Source organism: Streptomyces sp. NPDC054872 (assembly GCF_053610705.1).
The window spans coordinates 26,486-45,116 of the sequence record NZ_JBSGYY010000001.1; the positions used below are offsets into that span (position 1 = coordinate 26,486).

Consider the following 18,631-nt stretch of genomic DNA (forward strand, 5'->3'; position numbering starts at 1 on the left):
AGGGCGCGAAGAACGAGGCAGCGAGGCGGCAACCTCGGGCACCGCCGTGACCACTACGGCGTGCGGGACAGCGACACCCCGGATTCAACGACGAACAGGGAGCCGACCATGAGCCGAGCACGTTCACGAAGACTGCACGTCACGCTGGCCACGCTGGTCGCCACGGCCGCGACCGGTGCGGCGCTGACGCTGCCGGAGGCCTACGCGCAGCCTGACGCCTCCGCGCGGGCGGGGGCCTCGGCCGCGGTCGGCAGCGCCACCGGCTACGCGACGCAGAACGGCGGGACCACCGGCGGCGCGGGCGGGAAGACGGTGCGGGCCACGACGGGCACCGCGATCCACACGGCACTGTGCGGCCGCGCCGCCGACGACACTCCGATCACCATCGAGGTGGAGGGGACGATCAACCACGGCAACACCACGAAGGTGTCGGGCGACAGCTGCAACACCGCCGCCGGTGTGATCGAACTCAAGCAGATCAGCAACGTCACGATCGTCGGCGTCGGAAATGGTGCTGTCTTCGACCAACTGGGCATCCACATAAGGGATTCCAGCAACATCATCATCCAGAACGTGACCGTCAAGAACGTCAAGAAGTCCGGCTCCCCCACGTCGAACGGCGGCGACGCCATCGGCATGGAGAGCGACGTCCGCAACGTCTGGGTCGACCACACGACCCTGGAGGCGTCGGGCGGGGAGTCGGAGGGCTACGACGGCCTGTTCGACATGAAGAACAACACGCAGTACGTGACCTTGTCGTACAGCGTCCTGCGCAACTCGGGGCGCGGCGGCCTCGTCGGGTCCAGCGAGAGCGACGTCTCGAACGGCTTCGTCACGTACGACCACAACAAGTACGAGAACATCGACTCGCGCACGCCCCTGCTCCGCGGCGGCACGGCCCACATCTACAACAACTACTACGTGGGCCTGAACGAGTCCGGCATCAACTCCCGCGCCGGAGCCAAGGCCAAGGTGGACAACAACTACTTCAAGGACTCCAAGGACGTCCTCGGCACGTTCTACACCGACGCGGCCGGCTCCTGGCAGGTCAGCGGCAACACCTTCGACAAGGTGACCTGGTCCCCCGCCGACGACGAGTACAAGCCGGCGGGCCCGAACCCGACGTCCAACACCACGGTGAGCATCCCCTACACGTACAAGCTCGACAGCGCCGCCTGCGTACCGGCCATCGTGGCGAGGACGGCGGGAGCGAACACCGGCCTCAAGGTGTCGGACGGCACATGCTAGGCACAGCGGCCGCCCTGCCCCCGCCTGCGCAAACAATCTTGAGGCGGAAAAGCCGCTGGCCAAGGCCGGTATTCGGCCCAACTTCAGCTCCGTATACGAACTTTGGAGGAATCAGACCCCCCAGTCTTGGATAGCAATCCGCTCACACCACGCGGCTCCCCAGGCCTGCGGCATGCGCCGGCCTGGGCTGCCGTGCCGGGCAGGATTCCTCAAGGCTGAAGGGTCCCCATCATCGTGCAACCGGCTCAAGAGTTCGGCGACAACCCTGTCGAAGTACGCGAAACCGGGCACTACACGGAGGAGTACGTCCCCAGCTTCGTAGAGAAATGGGACTCCCTCATAGATTGGGAGAAAAGGGAGGAGAGCGAAGGGAACTTCTTCATCGACCTGCTGCGCAAGTGGGGGGTGAGGAGCGTGCTCGACGTCGCGACGGGCACGGGATTCCATTCCGTACGGCTGCTGGCCGCCGGATTCGAGACCGTGAGCGCGGACGGCAGCGCGGAAATGCTGGCGAGGGCGTTCGAGAACGGCACGAAGCAGGGAGGGCACATCCTGCGGGTCGTTCAGGCGGACTGGCGATGGCTCAACAGAGACGTCCACGGGGAGTACGACGCCATCGTCTGCCTCGGCAACTCCTTCACGCATCTCTTCTCGGAGCGGGACCGGCGCAAGGCACTGGCCGAGTTCTACGCGATGCTCAAGCACGACGGAATTCTCGTCCTGGACCAGCGCAATTACGACGCGGTCCTGGACGACGGGTACACCAGCAAGCACAGGTACTACTACTGCGGTGAGGACGTCATCGTGGAGCCGGAGTACGTCGACGAAGGCCTGTGCCGCATGCGGTACAGCTTCCCGGACGACTCCATCTACCACCTCAACATGTTCCCGCTGCGAAAGGACTACACCCGGCGGCTGATGTCCGAGGTGGGTTTCCAGCACATCGAGACCTACGGCGACTTCCAGCACACCTACCGTGGCGAGCAGCCGGACTTCTTCGTGCACGTGGCGGAGAAGGAGTACCGGATAGAGGACGAAGGACAGTACAAGGGCGCGGTCGGCACCGCCCGCAGTTACTACAACTCGCCCGACGCCGACACCTTCTACGCCTCGGTGTGGGGCGGCGAGGACATTCATATCGGCCTGTACGAAAGCCCCGTCGAACCCATCGCGGCCGCGAGCAGGCGGACCGTGGAGCGGATGGCGTCGCAGCTGGAACTGACCCGGGAATCCGTGGTGCTCGACCTCGGTTCGGGGTTCGGCGGCTCGGCGCGGTATCTGGCGGAGACGTACGGCTGCCGGGTCCTCGCCCTCAACCTCAGCGAGGTGGAGAACCAGCGCCACAAGGAGTTGAACTCGGCCCGCTCGCTCACCGACAGGATCGAGGTCGTGGACGGGTCCTTCGAGGACATCCCGTACGCGGACGACCAGGTGGACGTCATCTGGTCCCAGGACGCCTTCCTGCACAGCGGGAACCGGGTCCAGGTCCTGGAGGAGATCGCGCGGGTGCTGCGGCCGGGCGGCCATCTCATCTTCACCGACCCGATGGCGGCGGACGGCGGCCGCACGGACGTGCTGCAGCCGATCCTCGACCGGATCCATCTGGACGACATGGGCTCGCCCGGCTTCTACACACGTGAGCTGGACCGGCTCGGCTTCACCGCTGTCGACGGTGGCTTCCAGGAGCACCGCGAGCAGTTGGTGAACCACTACACGCGGGTCCTTGAGGAAACCGAGCGGCAGGAGGCCGAGGGGCTGGCCAGAAGGATCAGCCACGACTACCTCGCCCAGATGAAGAAGGGTCTTGGCCACTGGATCGACGGCGGCCGCGACGCCCACCTGACCTGGGGAATCTTCCACTTCAGGCTCGGCGTCGGTGACTGAGCGGGCTATTGAACGAGTCGGCTGAGCGGGGCACCCGAGCAGCCCTCGGGGCCCGGGCGCCATCTGGCGCCCGGGCCCTCAGTACGTTCTCAGGTCAGTACGCTCTCAGGTCAGTGCGTCGGCGGATGAGCAGATCAGCGGCAGTGGATTCAGTGATCGGAGTAGCTGAAGTCGCCGATGGTCCAGGCGCTGACGTCCTCGATCGCCACGCGGTACATTCCGCCGGTCTCCGGGATCCCCACCGTGCCCTGCAGAATGCGCGCCACATGGAAGTGCAGATGCCTCGGCGGCCCCTCCTTGTCCGTCCCGGCGGTGAACATGGCGGAGAAATCGCTCAGGCGGTCCGAGTCGGCCAGAACCTCCGAGACCCGCTGCCTCCAGACGGATTCGGGAGCCAGCCTGCCCGTGATGACAGCACCACAGGCGACCACGGTCAGAGACATCTGATTGCTGTGCCCGGACTCCACCAGGGCGGCGACGTCAACGAGCAGTTCGTCAGGCTTCGACATGAGAGAAGATTCTAATCACCGGCCGCCCGCTCAGCTCACGCAGTGGTGCACCGGCGGCATCGCACACCCGTCACGAGCGTGAGGCAGTGCCGCATCCCTCTCTGTCGGACTCACGCATGCGCGCGTCCATCGACTCGCTGCGGTCGTACGGGTCGACTTCGGGGCCGTCCTGCGCGTTCGGAGCGGCACGCTCGGCACCGAATTCGGGGGTGAGGTAGCCGGTGTAGGTGTCGCAGCCGCCGTTGGTGGTGTCGACCTTGTACGAGACAAAGGAGAACGTCCCCTTCTTGGTGACCACCTTCGCCGGATCGTCCCAGCTCATCACGGTCTCGCGGCGCACGATGGTACGTACGACGTCCTCGCTGCCCGCTTCGGCGCTCACGACCGGATAGACGTACGTGACATCGGCGGTCACCTCGACGGCGCCGCGCTTGCCTTCGCCGAAGGTGATCCGGCCCCGCGTCTTGACCACGTCCCCGACGAGTCGCACCTTCGACTTCTCGAACCGGCTGAACATCAGCAGGGGGTCGTTCTCGCGGCTGGGCGCGCTGAACGCGGCGGACAGGAAGTCCTTGACGTCGGCCTGATGAGGATTGATGAGTTCGATCGCCTTGCCGGGCCGCTCCCCGCGCAGCACCCCGGGGTCCAGACTGGACGCCACAAGGAAATCCCGGGACCTCTCGAGGGTGTGTGTGACCTGCTCCCGGCTCATCCAGCCCGTCGCCCGCGCTTCAGGCAGATGAATCCCCGCCGCTCCGTCACGCCACCGTGCCGCGGGCGACCCTCTGAACGGCTCGTCCACCGTGGGCCGTTGGGCCGCGGCCTCCGTCGCCGGCGCCTGCTCCGGACGCGCCGACTCCGCGGCGGCCTGCGGGGCGTCCCCGCCACCACCACCGAACCATCCCGTCAGGCTTCCCGGCGCAACCGCCACCGCCAGGACGAGTGCGACCGCGACCAGACCGACCACATACCAGCCCTTGCCCCGTCGCCGCCGGACCGGTTGATGGGTCCGCCACCCCTCCGGCCGGCCGGGCTCCTCCCGCAACCGCCGCGCCACCATGCGGGCCCGCGCCGACGGCTCCTCGGGAGCGCTCTCCGCGCCGGCCTCGGCATCCCGCAGGAAGCGCGCCCACTCCTCGTCCGATATGGACCCATCCTTGCCCACGCCGCGTCCCCACCCCTTCGCACGCACCCGGCCTCTCCCCAGGGCCGACCGTCATCCGCGTATCTTCACACACGGCTCGGCCGGCGCCGTTCCGCGGCTCTGACGGGGCGAACCCGGCTTGAGTGGCGTGAGATGCGCCATGCCGCGCCCCACACCAACGATGCTCGGTAGCAGTGCGCCGTGCCGGATACAGGGCGAGCGAACCAACCAAAAATCACCACGAATCACTAAAGAATCACTCACCCTACGAAGACGCCTAGTAAAGGCCTCTCATTGCCTGCACACACAATCCTCCTGAGAATGTCCTGGAACTGGGGGGCCGGGGTCGAAAAGGACGCGAATTGAAGCGAAAGCTGGCAACGATCATCGCCATGGCCGGGGTTATCCTCACGACCATGGCCATGCCTTCCGAAGGTGCCGCCGTCCCCCCTCGCCTGGGTGTCTACGCCGGGCCGGGCAAGACCGATGCCGTGAACGATTCGCGGACGTGGCTCGGGCGGTCGCAGATGGACGCCACGGACTATCTGGACCCGTCCGAGAACGACGGGTGGAATCAGTACGCGGCCAAGTACTGGGGCGACTGGAAGAAGGCCGGGGACGGCCGGCAGTTCGTGCTCGGGCTGCCGATGCTGCCCAAGGGCGGAAACTTCAAGGACGCGCTCGCCGGCACGTACGACAGCCAGTTCCGGGACCTCGCCGACCTGCTGGTCAGGAATGGCCTCGCCGATTCCGTCATCCGCCTCGGATACGAGGGCAATAACAAGACCATCGGCGCGTGGCAGGGAACTGACGATCCGGCGGCTTATCGAGAGATGTTCCGCCGGGTGGTGACCCTCATGCGTGCCCGAACCGGGACGCATTTCCGCTTCGACTACAACATGGCTGTCGGCACCTCGGGCAAGGTCACATCGTTCGAGACGCTGTATCCCGGCGACGACTACGTCGACATCGTGGGTCTGAACATCTATGACGTGTGGTGGGAGCACCCGGACGCGACGCCCGCCCAGCGATGGGACCACACCCTCACCACCCCCATGGGCGTGAACGACTTCAAGGCGTTCGCCGCCGCACACCGCAAGCCGAAGTCCTATCCCGAATGGGGCCTCTACGGGAGGGGCGACTCCTACATGGGCGGCGGCGACTCCCCGTACTTCATCGACCGCATGGCCGACCTGGTGAAGGACTCGACGTACCAGGCGTACTTCGACTTCGACTGGGGCGGCGGAACACTGGCCGACTACCCCAAGGGCAAGGCGCAGTACAAGCTCCGCTTCGGCGGCTAGAGATCGCCGGAAAGCTCGAAGCGCCACCGAGCGGCCCCCCGCTCCCAGATTCGCTCCCAAAACGAAGTAGGGGCCATCCGAAGATGGCCCCTACCTGCGACGTTTCCGTCGGGACGACAGGATTTGAACCTGCGACCCCTTGACCCCCAGTCAAGTGCGCTACCAAGCTGCGCCACGTCCCGGTGCCCGTGTGACCTGGGGTTTCCCCTGGCCGAACGTGCACCGAAACAATACCGCACTCGGAGCCGTGATCGCTCACGCCTTTCGTGGGCGGTTGACCTCAAGCGAACTTGAGGTTGCACTCTCTGTGGCATGACGACGACAACGGAACGCGCGCTCGGGCGTGCGGACGGATACGGATACGCAGACCTCTCCCGCCTCATGGGGCGGGTGACGGGGGACGAGAAGCACGGTCCCGCCGCGACGTCCACCCTTGACGCGCTCTGGGTCCTCTATGACCGGGTGCTCAGGGTCACACCCGAGCAGATGGAGGAGGCGGGGCGCGACCGGTTCCTGCTGTCCAAGGGGCACGGCCCCATGGCGTACTACGCCGTCCTCGCCGCCAAGGGCTTCATCCCCGTCGACTGGCTGGAGGGGTTCGGGTCCTACGACTCGCCACTGGGGCACCATCCGGACCGGGTGCTCGTGCCGGGGGTCGAGATCGGGAGCGGATCGCTCGGGCATGGGCTGCCGATCGCGGTCGGGACCGCGCTGGGGCTCAGCGCGCGGAAGATCGTGGACGCCCGGGTGTGGGTGCTCGTCGGGGACGCGGAGCTGGACGAGGGCAGCAATCACGAGGCCATCGCCTTCGCCGGGCCCGCCGGACTGGAACGGCTGCACACCGTCGTGATCGACAACGCCTCCGCCCGGCACGCCAGGCCCGGCGGGATCGCCGCTCGCTTCGAAGCCGCCGGGTGGTCCACCGCGACCGTCGACGGGCGCGATCACGACGCGTTGTACGCGGCCTTCACCGCGCCGCACCCCGGGCAGCCACGCGTCGTCGTCGCCCGGGTCGAGCCGAAGGGCCTGTAGTCCGTCTGTAGTTCGTCTGTAGTCCGTAGGAGCTCGGCCACACGGCCGGTTGCTCTGCCTCAGGCCCGTCGATCCGTTCGCCTGCCTTTTTCGCCCACCCTCGGAGGTACTTCTCATGGACACCATGCGTGACCGCTTCGCGCCCACCCTGTCGCGCCTGCTCGACGAGGATCCGCGCGTCGCCGTCGTTCTCGCCGTGATCGGCGCGGACGGGTTCGCGGAGGCTCGGCGCAAGCACCCGGACCGGGTGATCGATGTCGGGATCCGGGAGCAGTTGCTCGTCGGGGCAGGGTCCGGGCTCGCCTTGGCCGGGATGCGGCCCGTCATGCACACCTTCGCCAGCTTTCTCGTGGAGCGGCCGTTCGAGCAGGTGAAGCTGGACTTCGGGCATCAGGGCGTCGGGGGCGTCCTGGTCAGCGCCGCCGCATCCTTCGACTGGCCCGCCGGCGGCTACACGCACATGTCGCCCGGCGATGTGGCGTTGCTCGACACGCTCGACGGTTGGACCGTGCACGTGCCCGGGCACCCGGACGAGGCGGAGACGCTGCTGCGGCACGCGGTCGCCGCGGGCGACGACAAGGTGTACGTACGACTCTCCGCGCAGTCGAACGCTCGGGCTCTGCCGGTCGACGGGGCCCGCTTCCACACCGTGCGCGAGGGCCGCGGTGGGGTGGTCGTCGCTGTCGGAGCCATGCTGGACAACGTCCTCGCCGCCGCTGAAGGCCTCGATCTCACCGTGCTGTACGCGTCCACCGTGCGGCCCTTCGACATGGAGGCGCTGCGCCGCGCGACGGGGGCGGGCACCGTCGCCGACGTCGTGGTGGTCGAGCCCTATCTGGCCGGGACCTCCACCGCTGCCGCGAACGACGCGCTCGCCGATGTTCCGCACCGGGTACTCGGGCTCGGCGTCGGCCGCGCCGAGCTGCGCCGCTACGGGCAGGTCGACGAGCACATGGCCGCGCACGGGCTCGACGTCCGCTCGCTGCGGGAGCGGATCAGCGGCTTTCTGGGGGCGTCCGCGCAGGTTCTCGCGTAGCTCCCGGACGCGCCGGTCCCGCCCGCCCGCTCTCCGTCATCTCCGGGCGCCGGGGCCTGGCTGCAGTGTCTGTCCGGGGCGGCCGCTCCCCGCCGCTCCCCCGCTCTGGACCGGCGCTCTGCCGTCCACCCGCACCAACCCGCGTATCGCGGGCACGGAGAGCAGGGCCAGGCAGACGACGACCGTCGTCACGGCGCCCGTGATCAGCACCTGTTCCGCGCCGAACGCGCTCGCGGCGGGTCCGGCGAGGGCCTGGCCGACCGGCAGCAGGGCGATCGATCCCGCGACGTCGTAGGCGTGGATGCGGTTGAGGACGTCGGGCGGCACCTGCGTCTGGACGCTCGTCGCCCACATGACTCCCCAGAAGGAGACCCCCGCGCCCGCGACCGCGGCGCCCGCCGCCATCAGCGGGACACCCAGCTGGGCGCCGACGGACGCCGGGAACGCGCAGTAGCCGATCAGGGCGAAGGAACCGGCGCGGAGCATGCGGCGAGGGCGCAGACGCAGGGCGACCAGGCCGCCGAGTACAGTGCCGGCACCCAGGGCGGAGTTCACCAGGCCGTACGCCCCCGAGCCGTGCTCCTGGACGACGAGCGTGGCGACGAGGGGGGTCAGGGGGCCCGTGGTCGTGATCATCAGGACGCAGAAGATGGCGATGACGCCCCACAGCCAGGTGCGGGACCTGAACTCCCGCCAGCCCTGCACCAGGTCGGCCCGGAAGCCGTCGCTGTGCGGCAGCGAGCCGGGCAGCGCGGGCGGCAGCCGGAGCAGGACCAGGCACAGGGCGCTCAGTCCGTACGTCCCCGCGTGCGCGGCGAAGACCGCGCCGGGCGAGGCGAAGGCGACGAGGACACCGGCCACGGCCGGTCCCGCCAGGGCCGCGGCGGACTCGGCCACGCGTATCGCGCCGTTGGCCTTCTGGACGTCGGTGGCCAGGCGGGGGACCGTGCTGGCGACGCCGGGCTGGAAGAGGGCTCCCGCGGCGCCGTTGACCGCTCCGATCACGCAGATCTGCCAGAGCACGACGTGGCCGGTGAAGAAGAGGGCCGCCGCGACCGTCTGCGTGCCGAGCCGGGCCACGTCCGCGCCGATCATCAGCAGACGGGTGCTGAACCGGTCGGCGAAGACCCCGCCGAAGATCACCAGGCCCGCGAAGCAGACCGTCGTGGCGGCCATGGCAAGACCTACGGCGCCCGCGCCGTGCCCGTGCTGGAGCAGCCCCGCGGCGAGGGCGACGGGCAGCATCGTGTCGCCGAGCTTGGCGACGGTCCGCGCGCCGAAGAAGAAACCGAAGTCCCGCGACCAGATGCTCTTCTCCGGGGGCGCCACTTGTTCGGTCAGAGGCATGGCCGTGCGCGTGGGCCGGGGTTTGCGGCCGATCGTGGCCTTGGGGCTGCGCATGGCCTTGCGCTTGCGCGTGGGGCGCTCGCCCTGCTCGCCCTGCCCGTCCGGCCCGCCTCGCCTCCCTGCCGGGAACCGCGCACGCTCACCGTCGCCGGTACCGCCCTCGGCAGCCCCGCCCTCGCCCATCCCGTCCCCTGACGGCACCGCAGTCCCCTCCCCGGGCAGCGGCACCCCGTCCGTCGTCCCACGAACCCCGTCCGCCACTCCTGCCGGGATCATGCCACGGGGCACTGACAGCGGCCGATCCCTTTTAGTCCGTCGGCGGAAGCCCCAACTCCGGGTACGCGTCCAGGAGTCGGGTGGGGGCCGCCTGGCGCCAGGAGTCGGCGAGGATGTCGCTCAGTTCGCCCTTGTCGAGCGCCGAGAGCCGTGCGCGCACCCAGGCGAACATCGCCTCGTGGTCGGCGATCCAGAACTTGTCCGGCTCAGCGAGGACCAACTCGTCGCGCTCCTCCTTCGGGCACCGCACGGCGATGGACGTCTCGTCCTCGGGGAGCGTGGCGAACATCTTTCCGGCCACCCGGAAGGTGGGCATGCTCCAGGCGATCTTCTCCGCCGTATCCGGCAGGGCCAGTGCGATGCGGCGTACGTCGTCGCCCGTGACGTGGGCTTTGGCATGAGGTCGAGACATGCCACGAACGGTAGCCAACACCACTGACAGCGCCCACCACCTTTGAGGTGGCGGGCGCTGCGATACCGCGAAGAGAAGAGGGTTAGGCCGCGAGAGCCCAAACCGGGAGGTCACCCGGCATGCCGCCCGGCGAGGTTCGACCCTCGCACTGATCACAGACGCCGTGCTGCGCACAAGCCTGTGGTTGCGCCGGCTCGCCGTGGGCCTTGCGTGCGGTCAGCCAGACCGCGATGTAGGCAGGCCCGGTCGTAATCACGGCTACGGCAATCTCGGTGAAGGCCATGCGTCTCACCCCCAGGCACGCTGTCGAATCCGTATCACCATACGGACAGGGGGCGTTGACGGGAAGCGGCTCACTCCGAGCAGGCGCAACTGAGGCCGGATCAGGTCCTGTGCATGGCTGGATGCGGGTGCGGGGGTGCGGGTGCGGGTGCGGGTACAGACCGTGGCACGGCTCCGGCCCTGCCACGTCCTCACAGCACGTGCTTGTCCAGCCAGTTCCGCAGGTCCTCCTGCACCTCGTCCCTGTTGGTCTCGTTGAGGATCTCGTGGCGCGCCCCCTCGTAGCCCCTCCACGTGAGGTCGTCGAGGCCCACGTACCGGTAGTCCTCCACGAGTTCGTGGACCAGCGTCATGCCCTGGTTGCACGGGTCCTCGGTACCGACGGCGATGTGGACGGGCAGGTCGGCGGGGACCCGGGCGAGGTTCCGCGGGTCGTTCATCTTGCGCACGGCACGCACCCAGTCCAGGCAGAGCCCGGCGGAGAAGGGGAAGCCGCAGCGCTCGTCGGCCACGTACGCGTCGACCTCGGACTCGTCGCGGGAGAGCCATTCGAAGCCGGTGCGGTGGGGGTACGGGTCGTTGAAGGCGGCGAAGAGTTCGGGGAGGTAGGAGGAGAGTTTCTCGCGGCCGTCCTCGGCGATCTCGCGCTCCAGCCGGGTGATCGACTCCTCGATCCCGACCCCGGGCAGGGAGCGGAAGGTTCCGGAGAGGATCAGGCCGGCGAGGTCGTCCGGGTACTCCTGGGCGTAGTCCCTGGCCAGGTGCGAGCCCATGCTGTGGCCGAGCAGGAAGTGCGGGGTTCCCGGGTACAGGGTGCGTACCTGGTCGCCGATCGCCTTGAGGTCGTCGACGATGGCGCGCCAGCTGTCGAACGCGGCGGACTCCCCGGACGCGTCGGACGGCCCGTCGGACGACGAACCCGTCACCCCGTACCCCCCGGTCGCCTGCGCCGTCGCGCCATGGCCCCGGTGGTCGGAGGCGATCACCCCGTAGCCGTGCGCCGTCAGATGGCGCGCGAACCGGTCGTAGCGCAGGCCGTGTTCACCCGCGCCGTGCGCGATCTGCACGAAGGCGCGCGGCCTGCCGCCCTCGGGCAGCCAGGTGTACGTGGCGACGGGGACACCGTCGGCCGCGTTCACGAGTCCGGCGGTGTACGCGGCGGGGGCGGGCGTCGAGGCGTGGTCAGGCATTGCGGAGGACTCCCCTGGTGCGGCTTCTTTGTGGCTTCCGTACGGCAGCCGTGCGTCTCGGTTCCTTTGCACGGCTCCTGCACGGCTGCGATTCCTGGCCCTGAAACCCTCCCCCGCACACGCGCCCTCATACCAGCGCCGCGCGGTGACTCCCTTCTCACTCCGGTCGACGTCAGGCCCTTCCGACCCATTGACCCCCCGTCAGAGCGGAACCTACGCTGAACAACGCGCGGGAGAAAGCGCTTTCTAACCCGCGCGCCCCACACCCCCACATCCGCGCACCACACACCCGCGCAACTCACACTCACGCAACTCGCACTCACCGCACACCCGGCTACCGGCAGCCGTCCACCCGCCCAGCCCAGGGAGCGCCATGAGTTCCACGAGTCCCACCGCGCCCGGACGCGGCCCCACCCCATCGAGACCGGGCCCCACCACGCCGAGCCCCTGGCTCGCGCTCATCGCCCTGCTGGCCCTCGTCATCGGCCTCGGGCTCACCGCGCCGCCCCGCGCGGCGGCGAAAACGGAAGCACCGCCGAAGGCCGCAGCGGCAGCGGAAGCCGCGGACGACCCCTTCCGCGTCCTCGTCTTCTCCAAGGTCACGAACTTCCCCCACGACTCGATCCCCGCGGGCGTCGAGGCCATCAAGAAGCTCGGCAGCGAGAACGGCTTCGAGGTCGAGGCCACCGACGACGCGGCGGCCTTCACCGACGCCAATCTCGCCCGCTTCCAGGCCATCGTCTTCAACAACACCAACTCGACGCCGGAGAAGGGCGACCTGCTCGACGCCGACCAGCGTGCGGCCTTCCAGAAGTACGTTCGCGGGGGCGGCGGCTGGGTCGGTCTGCACGCGGCGTCGGCCAGTGAGCGGGACTGGTCCTGGTACGAGGGTTTGGTCGGGGCGATCTTCGACAAGCACCCCGAGGTGCAGACCGGGCGCGTCAAGGTCCTCGATCACGCGCACCCCTCCACGAAGGGCCTTCCCGAGCTCTGGGAGCGCACGGAGGAGTGGTACAACTGGCGCGCCAATCCGACCGGCAAGGTGCACACCCTCGCCCAGGTCAAGGTGCGCGACGGCGTCACCGGGCTCGACGAGGGTGTGGACCAGCCGTGGTCCTGGTGCCAGAACTACGACGGCGGCCGCTCCTGGTACACCGCGGGCGGACACGACAAGGCGGCCTACCAGGAAGAGGGCTTCCTCCAGCACATTCTCGGTGGCATCGAGTGGGCCGCGGGCAACAAGCCGGGCGACTGCACCGCCACCAAGACCGGCGCCTTCCAGCGCACCCCGCTCGCCACGAACGATCTGGCCGACCCCTTCGAGCTGGCCGTCGCGCCCGACCGCCGGGTGTTCTTCATCCAGCGCACCGGCAAGCTGAAGATCATCGACCAGGAGACGCTGAAGGTCTCCACGGCGCTCGACTTCGACTACACCCCCGAGATGACGAGCCAGTCGGACGGGCTGCTCGGTCTCGCGCTCGACCCGAAGTTCGATGACAACCACTGGGTCTATCTCCTGAACTCCGACAAGACCGAGAAACACATCAATCTCTCCCGCTTCACCGAAGCGGGAGGAAAGGTCGATCCCGCGACGGAGAAGCGGCTCCTGACCATTCCCACCTGGCGTGGCGAGGGCCGGGCGAACTCGCACATGGCGGGTTCCATCGCCTTCGACAAGAAGGGTGACCTGTACATCGCGACGGGTGACAACACCGATCCGTTCGCCTCGGACGGATTCAGCCCGATCGACGAGCGCGACGGCCGCCGCGCCTGGGACGCCCAGGGCACCTCCGGCAATACGAACGATCTGCGGGGCAAGGTTCTGCGCGTCACGCCGAAGGACGACGGGACCTATTCCGTGCCCGAGGGAAATCTCTTCGCTCCGGGGACGGACAAGACCCGCTCCGAGATCTACGCGATGGGCATGCGCAACCCCTTCCGCATCACCACGGACCCGCTGAGCGGCGCCCTGCTGATGGCGGACTACGGGCCCGACGCGAAGAACGCCGTCGCCGACCGGGGCCCGGAGGGAACCGTCGAGTTCAACCGCATCACCAAGGCGGGTAACTACGGCTGGCCGTACTGCGTCGGCGACAACACCCCGTTCAACGACTACGACTTCGCGACGAAGAAGTCGGGCGCGACATTCGACTGCGCGAAGATCGTGAACGATTCGCCGAACAACACGGGCCTGCGGGAGCTGCCTCCGGCCAAGGCCGCGGATGTCTGGTACGCCTACTCCGCCTCGGAGAAGTTCCCCGAGCTCGGCACGGGCGGCGGCGGCCCGATGAGCGGTCCCGTCTATGACTACGACGCCGCCAACACGTACAAGACGAAGTTCCCCGAGTACTTCGAGGGGAAGTGGTTCAACTACGAGCTGACGCGGCAGTGGTTCAAGGTCTTCTCGATGCAGGAGAAGGACCAGGCGTTCACCGATCCGCGTTTCGAGCCCGCCAAGGCGGGCGATCTCCAGTCGATCAACTCCATTTTCGGCGACATGAAGTGGAATCAGCCTTTCGATGCCGATTTCGGTCCTGACGGTGCCATGTACGTCATCGACTTCGGGCTCGGCAGCGGCACGGGCCGCGGCGGCGGCAACGAAGGCGCGGGCATCTACCGCATCGACTACGTGGCGGACGGACGGCTGCCCGACGCCCGCGTCACGGCCACGCCGGACAACGGCAGCACCCCTCTCGAGGTGAAGTTCTCCAGCGCGGGTTCGGGGCTGCCCGGCGGCAAGCCCGTCACGTACGCATGGGACTTCGACGGCAACGGCACGACCGACTCGACCGAGGCGAACCCGACCCACACGTACACCGAGAAGGGGCAGTTCAGCGCGCGCCTGAAGGTCACCGGGCCCGACGAGCTCAGCAGCCTGGCCGTGCAGGAGATCACCGTCGGGAACACCCGGCCCGCGGTCAGCATCCAACAGCCGCCCAACGGCGGGACGTTCAGCTTCGGCGACACCATTCCGTTCAAGATCAAGGTGACGGACAAGGAGGACGGGAAGATCGACTGCAAGCGGGTCGTCGTCCAGTCCCAGCTCGGGCACGACACCCATCTGCATCCGCTGGACAACTACACGGGCTGCGCGGGCGAGATCGTGACGGACGCCGGCGACAGCCATGGTCCCGGTCAGAATCTGTACTACGGGATCACGGCCCAGTACGAGGACAAGGGCGCGTCCGGTGTACCGGCCCTGACGGGGTCCTCCTCGCTGACGCTGCGGACCTCCTTCCGGGAGGCCGAGCACCGTACCGCCACCGGCGGAGCGCACGGCGGAGCGGACATCGGTGACCGCGCGGACGCGTCCGGCGGCAAGCGCCTCATCGAGATCGAGGACGGCGACTGGGTGTCCTTCGACCCGGTGAACCTCAAGGGCGTCGACTCCGTGACGGTGGGCGCGGCTTCGGCCGGGCTCGGCGGTGACATCGAGTTCCGCGCCGGCTCTCCCACGGGCACGCTGCTGGGCAAGGTGAGCGTGCCGAACACCGGCGGCTGGGGCAACTTCATCTCACCGACCACCCCACTGGCCGACCACGACGGCACCACGAAGCTGTACGCCGTCTTCACCAACCCCGAGTGGTCGTCCGAGAAAGCCGATCTCCTCACGCTCGACTGGCTGCACTTCAACGGCCCCGGAGTCGAGAAGAAGGCCGGTGCGAAGGTGACGGTCAAGGCGGCTCCGGCCGACGGCACCGCGCCTCTCGCCGTCAAGCTGACGAGCACGGTGAAGCTCCCCGCGGGCCGCACGGCGGCCTCCTACCACTGGGACTTCGGCGACAACGTCAAGCCGACCGGCACGGAGAGCGCGACCGCCGAGCACACGTACGCGCGCAAGGGCTCGTACACGGCACATCTGAGCGTCACGGACGACAAGGGCGACACGACGACCGGCGCGGTCCGGATCACGGCGAAGTGAGGGGACGGCCATGACCATGAAGAGAACCGGTCCGAACGGGACCAGCCGCGATGGGTCCGGGCTCACCGGATCCAGTCTCGACGGGACCAGGCGCGCCTTCCTCGGTACGTCGCTGGGGCTTGCGGCAGCGGTCGGTACCGCACTGCCCGCGCGCGCGGGTGAAGCGTCAGGGCGCCGGCGGCGCATTCCGCGCGGCGGGATCGGCATGCATCTCTACACGATGCGCGATGCCCTCGCACGGGACTTCGCGGGCACGCTGGAGCAGCTCGCCGACATCGGTTACGCGACGGTGGGCGTGAGCGGCAGGCACGGGAACGGCGCGGCCGACATCCGGCGAATGCTCGACGCGGTGAACCTGCGCGCGGTCCTCGAACACGTCTCGTACGACATCCTCAAGGGCAGCGGTCTCCCGCAGGCGCTGGAGGATCTGCACACCCTCGGCGCGAAGTGGCCGGTGGTGCCGAGTCTGCCCGGCGCGCTGCATACCCCGGACGGATTCCGGGAGGCCGCACGGCAGTTCAACCGTATCGGGCAGGCCTCGCGCGACGCGGGGCTCGGTCCGGTGCTCTTCCACAACCACGGCTCGGACCATGTGGTGGTGGACGGCACGAGCCTGTACGACATCCTCGTCACCGAGACCGATCCGCATCTGGTCGGCTTCGAACTGGACGTGTACTGGGCGGCGAAGGGCGGCGCGGATCCGGCGACGTACTTCGTGCGGCACCGGCGGCGCTTCCCCGCGCTCCATGTGAAGGACATGGCACCGGACGGCGGCTTCGCCGACGTCGGCTCGGGGACGCTGGACTTCGCCGCGATGTTCGACGACGCGCACGCGGGCGGCGTCAAGCAGTGGCTGGTGGAGCACGACAGCCCCGCCGATCCGTTCGCCACGGCCCGCAACAGCTACGCGTATCTGGCCGCGCTGCGGTACTGATGCGCCGCGTCCGGCCGGGGTGCGCCCGAACGAACCTCTTCTTAAGGAAGGCTCGAACCACCCACCTTCTTAAAGAAGAGAGTCGTCGGGTGGAGCGCCCCGGCCGGATCGGCCGCGTAGTCCGGAATGACCCCGGCAGCCGTCCAACCACCGTTCCGGTACAGGGACTCGGCGGGGCTGCCGGTCTCCGTGTCCAGGACCAGGAGGGTCACGCCCGCGTCGGCCGCCGCTCGTTCCGCCGTGGCCAGGAGGGTGCGGGCGAGGCCGCGGCCGCGTGCGGAGCCATGGACCATCAGCTTGAGGATCTCGGCGCGGTGCCTGCCGTTGGGCTTGTCCACGAAGCCGACGGTTACGGTCCCGGTGACCCGCCCGGCGTCGCGCACCACCCAGATCGCGAGCCGTCCGTCGGCCACCGCGGGGGCCAGGCTCCGCCACCAGTCGGCGGCGGCCGTCCTGTCCAGGGGCGCGAGGAAGCCGAGAGATGATCCGCCGTCGACGACATCGGCGAGCAGCGTCGCCAAATCGTCGGCGGCTTCGCGGAGTTGATCGGCGGAGAGGCGCGTCGGCACCTGTGCGGCTCGCCGGGAGCTCATCGCGCGACCACCACCAGGGCGTACCGCACGGCTCGCTCCCCGAGGCACCGGAACCGCGTCGGCCCCCACAGACGGAAGCGCAGACAGTCCCCGGCGTCCAAAGCGTGTGTCTCGCCCTGCACGGTCACTTCAAGGCCGCCGTCGAGCACCCAGATGTGCTGCTCGAGCCCGGGTACGGGAGGCCGGTCGTACGCCACGTCGGCGCCCGGTTCGAGCCGGCCCTCGACGAGTTCGCCGCGCAGTCCGGCGTGCGGCGGCGACACCGACCGGCGCACGAAGCCGGACGCGCCGTCGGTCCACACGCTCTGCTCGGCGGCGCGCACCAGTTGCGCGGGCTCGGCCTCCACCTCGCTCAGGAGCTGCGACATGGTGCGCTCATAGACGGCACAGAGGCGGTTCAGAAGGGACGCGGTGGGGCTGATCTCCGCGCGTTCGGCCCGCGACAGGGTGGAGCGGCTCACGCCGCTGCGGTCCGCCAGATCGCCCAGGGACCAGCCGCGCTCCGCCCGCAGTTCGGCGAGGCGGGCGGCGAGCCGGTCGTCGACGCCATCGTGTTCCATATTCGGCATGTTATCCCGAATATGGGACGGACGCCAAACGCCCGCCTCCGCGGCTACGGCCGCGACGACTTCGACGGCCGCGACCGCCTCGACGGTTACGACAACTGCGACCAGTCTCTACTCGTGCGCCGACACCGCCCCCAGCAGCTCGCGGATACGCCCGGTGGCCTCGCGGAACTCGGCTGTCGCCAGCGTGGTGGCGTACGAACGCTCGGCGGGGAGGCCGACGTCGATGATCTCCTCCACCGTGCCGGGGCGCGGACTCATCACGACCACGCGGTCCGCCAGATAGACGGCCTCCGGGATCGAGTGGGTCACCAGGAGCACCGTGGTCCCCGTCTCGCGCCAGATCCGGTTCAGCTCGACGTTCATCTGCTCACGCGTGAGCGCGTCCAGTGCCCCGAAGGGCTCATCCATGAGCAGCACCGGAGGCTCGTGAAGCAGCGCCCGGCAGAGCGCGACACGCTGCTGCATGCCGCCGGACAGCTCGTGCGGATAGGCGTCATCGAAGCCGCCGAGCCCGGTCATGCGGATCAACTCGTCGGTACGCGCGCGTGCCTCGGCTCCCGGGATCCCGCGCATCTCCGCCTGGAGGAGGATGTTGCGGCGTGCCGTGCGCCAGTCCAGGAGGGCGGCGCGCTGGAAGACGTATCCGATGTCGCGGCGCGGCCCGCGCACCCGCTCGCCACCGAGCAGCACATCGCCCGACGAGGGCGCGAGCAACCCCGCGATCAGCTTCAGGAGGGTGGACTTGCCGCAGCCCGATGGCCCGACGATCGCCACGAATTCGCCCGGGCGGATGTTCAGCGAGACGGCCTCCAGCGCGGTGACATCCTTCTTCTTCGTACGGAAGCGGACGGCCACGTCATCGAGGCGTACGGCGGACGGTGCCGCCTTCTGTGACGGCGCGCGTGGCTCGTCGCTCATCTTGAGAGTCGCGTCCTTCGCCATTGCCTGC

14 protein-coding genes, 1 tRNA gene and 1 pseudogene are annotated in these 18,631 nt (G+C 68.8%); 7 read left to right on the top strand and 9 right to left on the bottom strand.

Annotated elements, in window-relative coordinates; translation table 11 throughout:
* Positions 1-108: 108 nt before the first annotated feature.
* Together ACWGIH_RS00125 and ACWGIH_RS00130 are read left to right on the top strand one after the other, a co-directional pair.
* Positions 109-1,245: pseudogene (locus tag ACWGIH_RS00125) on the top strand (pectate lyase family protein); the annotation flags it as partial.
* A gap of 237 nt (positions 1,246-1,482) precedes the next feature.
* A complete protein-coding gene (locus ACWGIH_RS00130; RefSeq protein WP_453447435.1) occupies positions 1,483-3,132 on the top strand; it encodes a glycine/sarcosine N-methyltransferase in 1,650 nt (549 codons plus the stop codon).
* Positions 3,133-3,281: 149 nt separating this feature from the next.
* Here ACWGIH_RS00130 and ACWGIH_RS00135 read toward each other — a convergent pair whose 3' ends face one another.
* Entirely contained in the window at positions 3,282-3,641 is a 360-nt protein-coding gene (locus tag ACWGIH_RS00135) for a hypothetical protein (protein WP_453447434.1), read from the bottom strand.
* 70 nt (positions 3,642-3,711) lie between these two features.
* On the bottom strand, positions 3,712-4,806 hold the full coding sequence (locus ACWGIH_RS00140) for a hypothetical protein (RefSeq protein WP_453447432.1): 1,095 nt from the start codon (positions 4,804-4,806) through the stop codon (positions 3,712-3,714).
* Between the two features lie 395 nt (positions 4,807-5,201).
* Here ACWGIH_RS00140 and ACWGIH_RS00145 point away from each other — a divergent pair, with 395 nt between their 5' ends.
* Positions 5,202-6,089: a glycosyl hydrolase gene (locus ACWGIH_RS00145; protein WP_453447431.1), complete on the top strand. Its 888-nt coding sequence runs from the start codon at positions 5,202-5,204 to the stop codon at positions 6,087-6,089.
* A gap of 108 nt (positions 6,090-6,197) precedes the next feature.
* Here the strand turns inward: ACWGIH_RS00145 and ACWGIH_RS00150 are convergent.
* Positions 6,198-6,271 (bottom strand) — tRNA-Pro (locus ACWGIH_RS00150).
* Positions 6,272-6,401: 130 nt separating this feature from the next.
* Here ACWGIH_RS00150 and ACWGIH_RS00155 point away from each other — a divergent pair.
* Together ACWGIH_RS00155 and ACWGIH_RS00160 are read left to right on the top strand one after the other, a co-directional pair.
* The gene (locus ACWGIH_RS00155) at positions 6,402-7,121 is read left to right on the top strand and encodes a transketolase (protein ID WP_453447429.1); all 720 of its coding nucleotides are present in this window, start codon (positions 6,402-6,404) and stop codon (positions 7,119-7,121) included.
* A 115-nt stretch (positions 7,122-7,236) separates the two neighbouring features.
* Positions 7,237-8,157, top strand: coding sequence for a transketolase family protein (locus ACWGIH_RS00160; protein ID WP_453447427.1), 921 nt, complete (start codon positions 7,237-7,239; stop codon positions 8,155-8,157).
* A 36-nt stretch (positions 8,158-8,193) separates the two neighbouring features.
* Here ACWGIH_RS00160 and ACWGIH_RS00165 read toward each other — a convergent pair whose 3' ends face one another.
* From ACWGIH_RS00165 to ACWGIH_RS00175, 3 genes are all read right to left on the bottom strand, one after another.
* Positions 8,194-9,504 carry an MFS transporter gene (locus ACWGIH_RS00165; protein WP_453447487.1) on the bottom strand — a complete coding sequence of 437 codons (1,311 nt, stop codon included), beginning with the start codon at positions 9,502-9,504 and terminating at the stop codon, positions 8,194-8,196.
* Positions 9,505-9,811: 307 nt separating this feature from the next.
* Positions 9,812-10,192, bottom strand: coding sequence for an MmcQ/YjbR family DNA-binding protein (locus ACWGIH_RS00170; protein WP_453447425.1), 381 nt, complete (start codon positions 10,190-10,192; stop codon positions 9,812-9,814).
* Positions 10,193-10,665: 473 nt separating this feature from the next.
* Positions 10,666-11,664 carry an alpha/beta fold hydrolase gene (locus tag ACWGIH_RS00175; RefSeq protein ID WP_453447424.1) on the bottom strand — a complete coding sequence of 333 codons (999 nt, stop codon included), beginning with the start codon at positions 11,662-11,664 and terminating at the stop codon, positions 10,666-10,668.
* 373 nt (positions 11,665-12,037) lie between these two features.
* Between ACWGIH_RS00175 and ACWGIH_RS00180 the strand changes: the two genes are divergently transcribed.
* Together ACWGIH_RS00180 and ACWGIH_RS00185 are read left to right on the top strand one after the other, a co-directional pair.
* Positions 12,038-15,586: a ThuA domain-containing protein gene (locus ACWGIH_RS00180; protein ID WP_453447423.1), complete on the top strand. Its 3,549-nt coding sequence runs from the start codon at positions 12,038-12,040 to the stop codon at positions 15,584-15,586.
* Positions 15,587-15,698: 112 nt separating this feature from the next.
* The gene (locus ACWGIH_RS00185) at positions 15,699-16,520 is read left to right on the top strand and encodes a sugar phosphate isomerase/epimerase family protein (RefSeq protein WP_453447486.1); all 822 of its coding nucleotides are present in this window, start codon (positions 15,699-15,701) and stop codon (positions 16,518-16,520) included.
* Positions 16,521-16,561: 41 nt separating this feature from the next.
* On the opposite strand, the gene ACWGIH_RS00190 is transcribed toward ACWGIH_RS00185, so the two are convergent.
* The 3 genes from ACWGIH_RS00190 to ACWGIH_RS00200 form a co-directional block, all read right to left on the bottom strand.
* Positions 16,562-17,113: an N-acetyltransferase family protein gene (locus ACWGIH_RS00190; protein ID WP_453447421.1), complete on the bottom strand. Its 552-nt coding sequence runs from the start codon at positions 17,111-17,113 to the stop codon at positions 16,562-16,564.
* Positions 17,110-17,673, bottom strand: a complete 564-nt coding sequence (locus ACWGIH_RS00195) for a helix-turn-helix domain-containing protein (protein WP_453447420.1) — start codon at positions 17,671-17,673, stop codon at positions 17,110-17,112. Before ACWGIH_RS00195 ends, ACWGIH_RS00190 begins: the two co-directional genes overlap by 4 nt.
* A 117-nt stretch (positions 17,674-17,790) precedes the next feature.
* Positions 17,791-18,600 carry an ABC transporter ATP-binding protein gene (locus ACWGIH_RS00200; protein ID WP_453447418.1) on the bottom strand — a complete coding sequence of 270 codons (810 nt, stop codon included), beginning with the start codon at positions 18,598-18,600 and terminating at the stop codon, positions 17,791-17,793.
* Positions 18,601-18,631 lie beyond the last annotated feature (31 nt).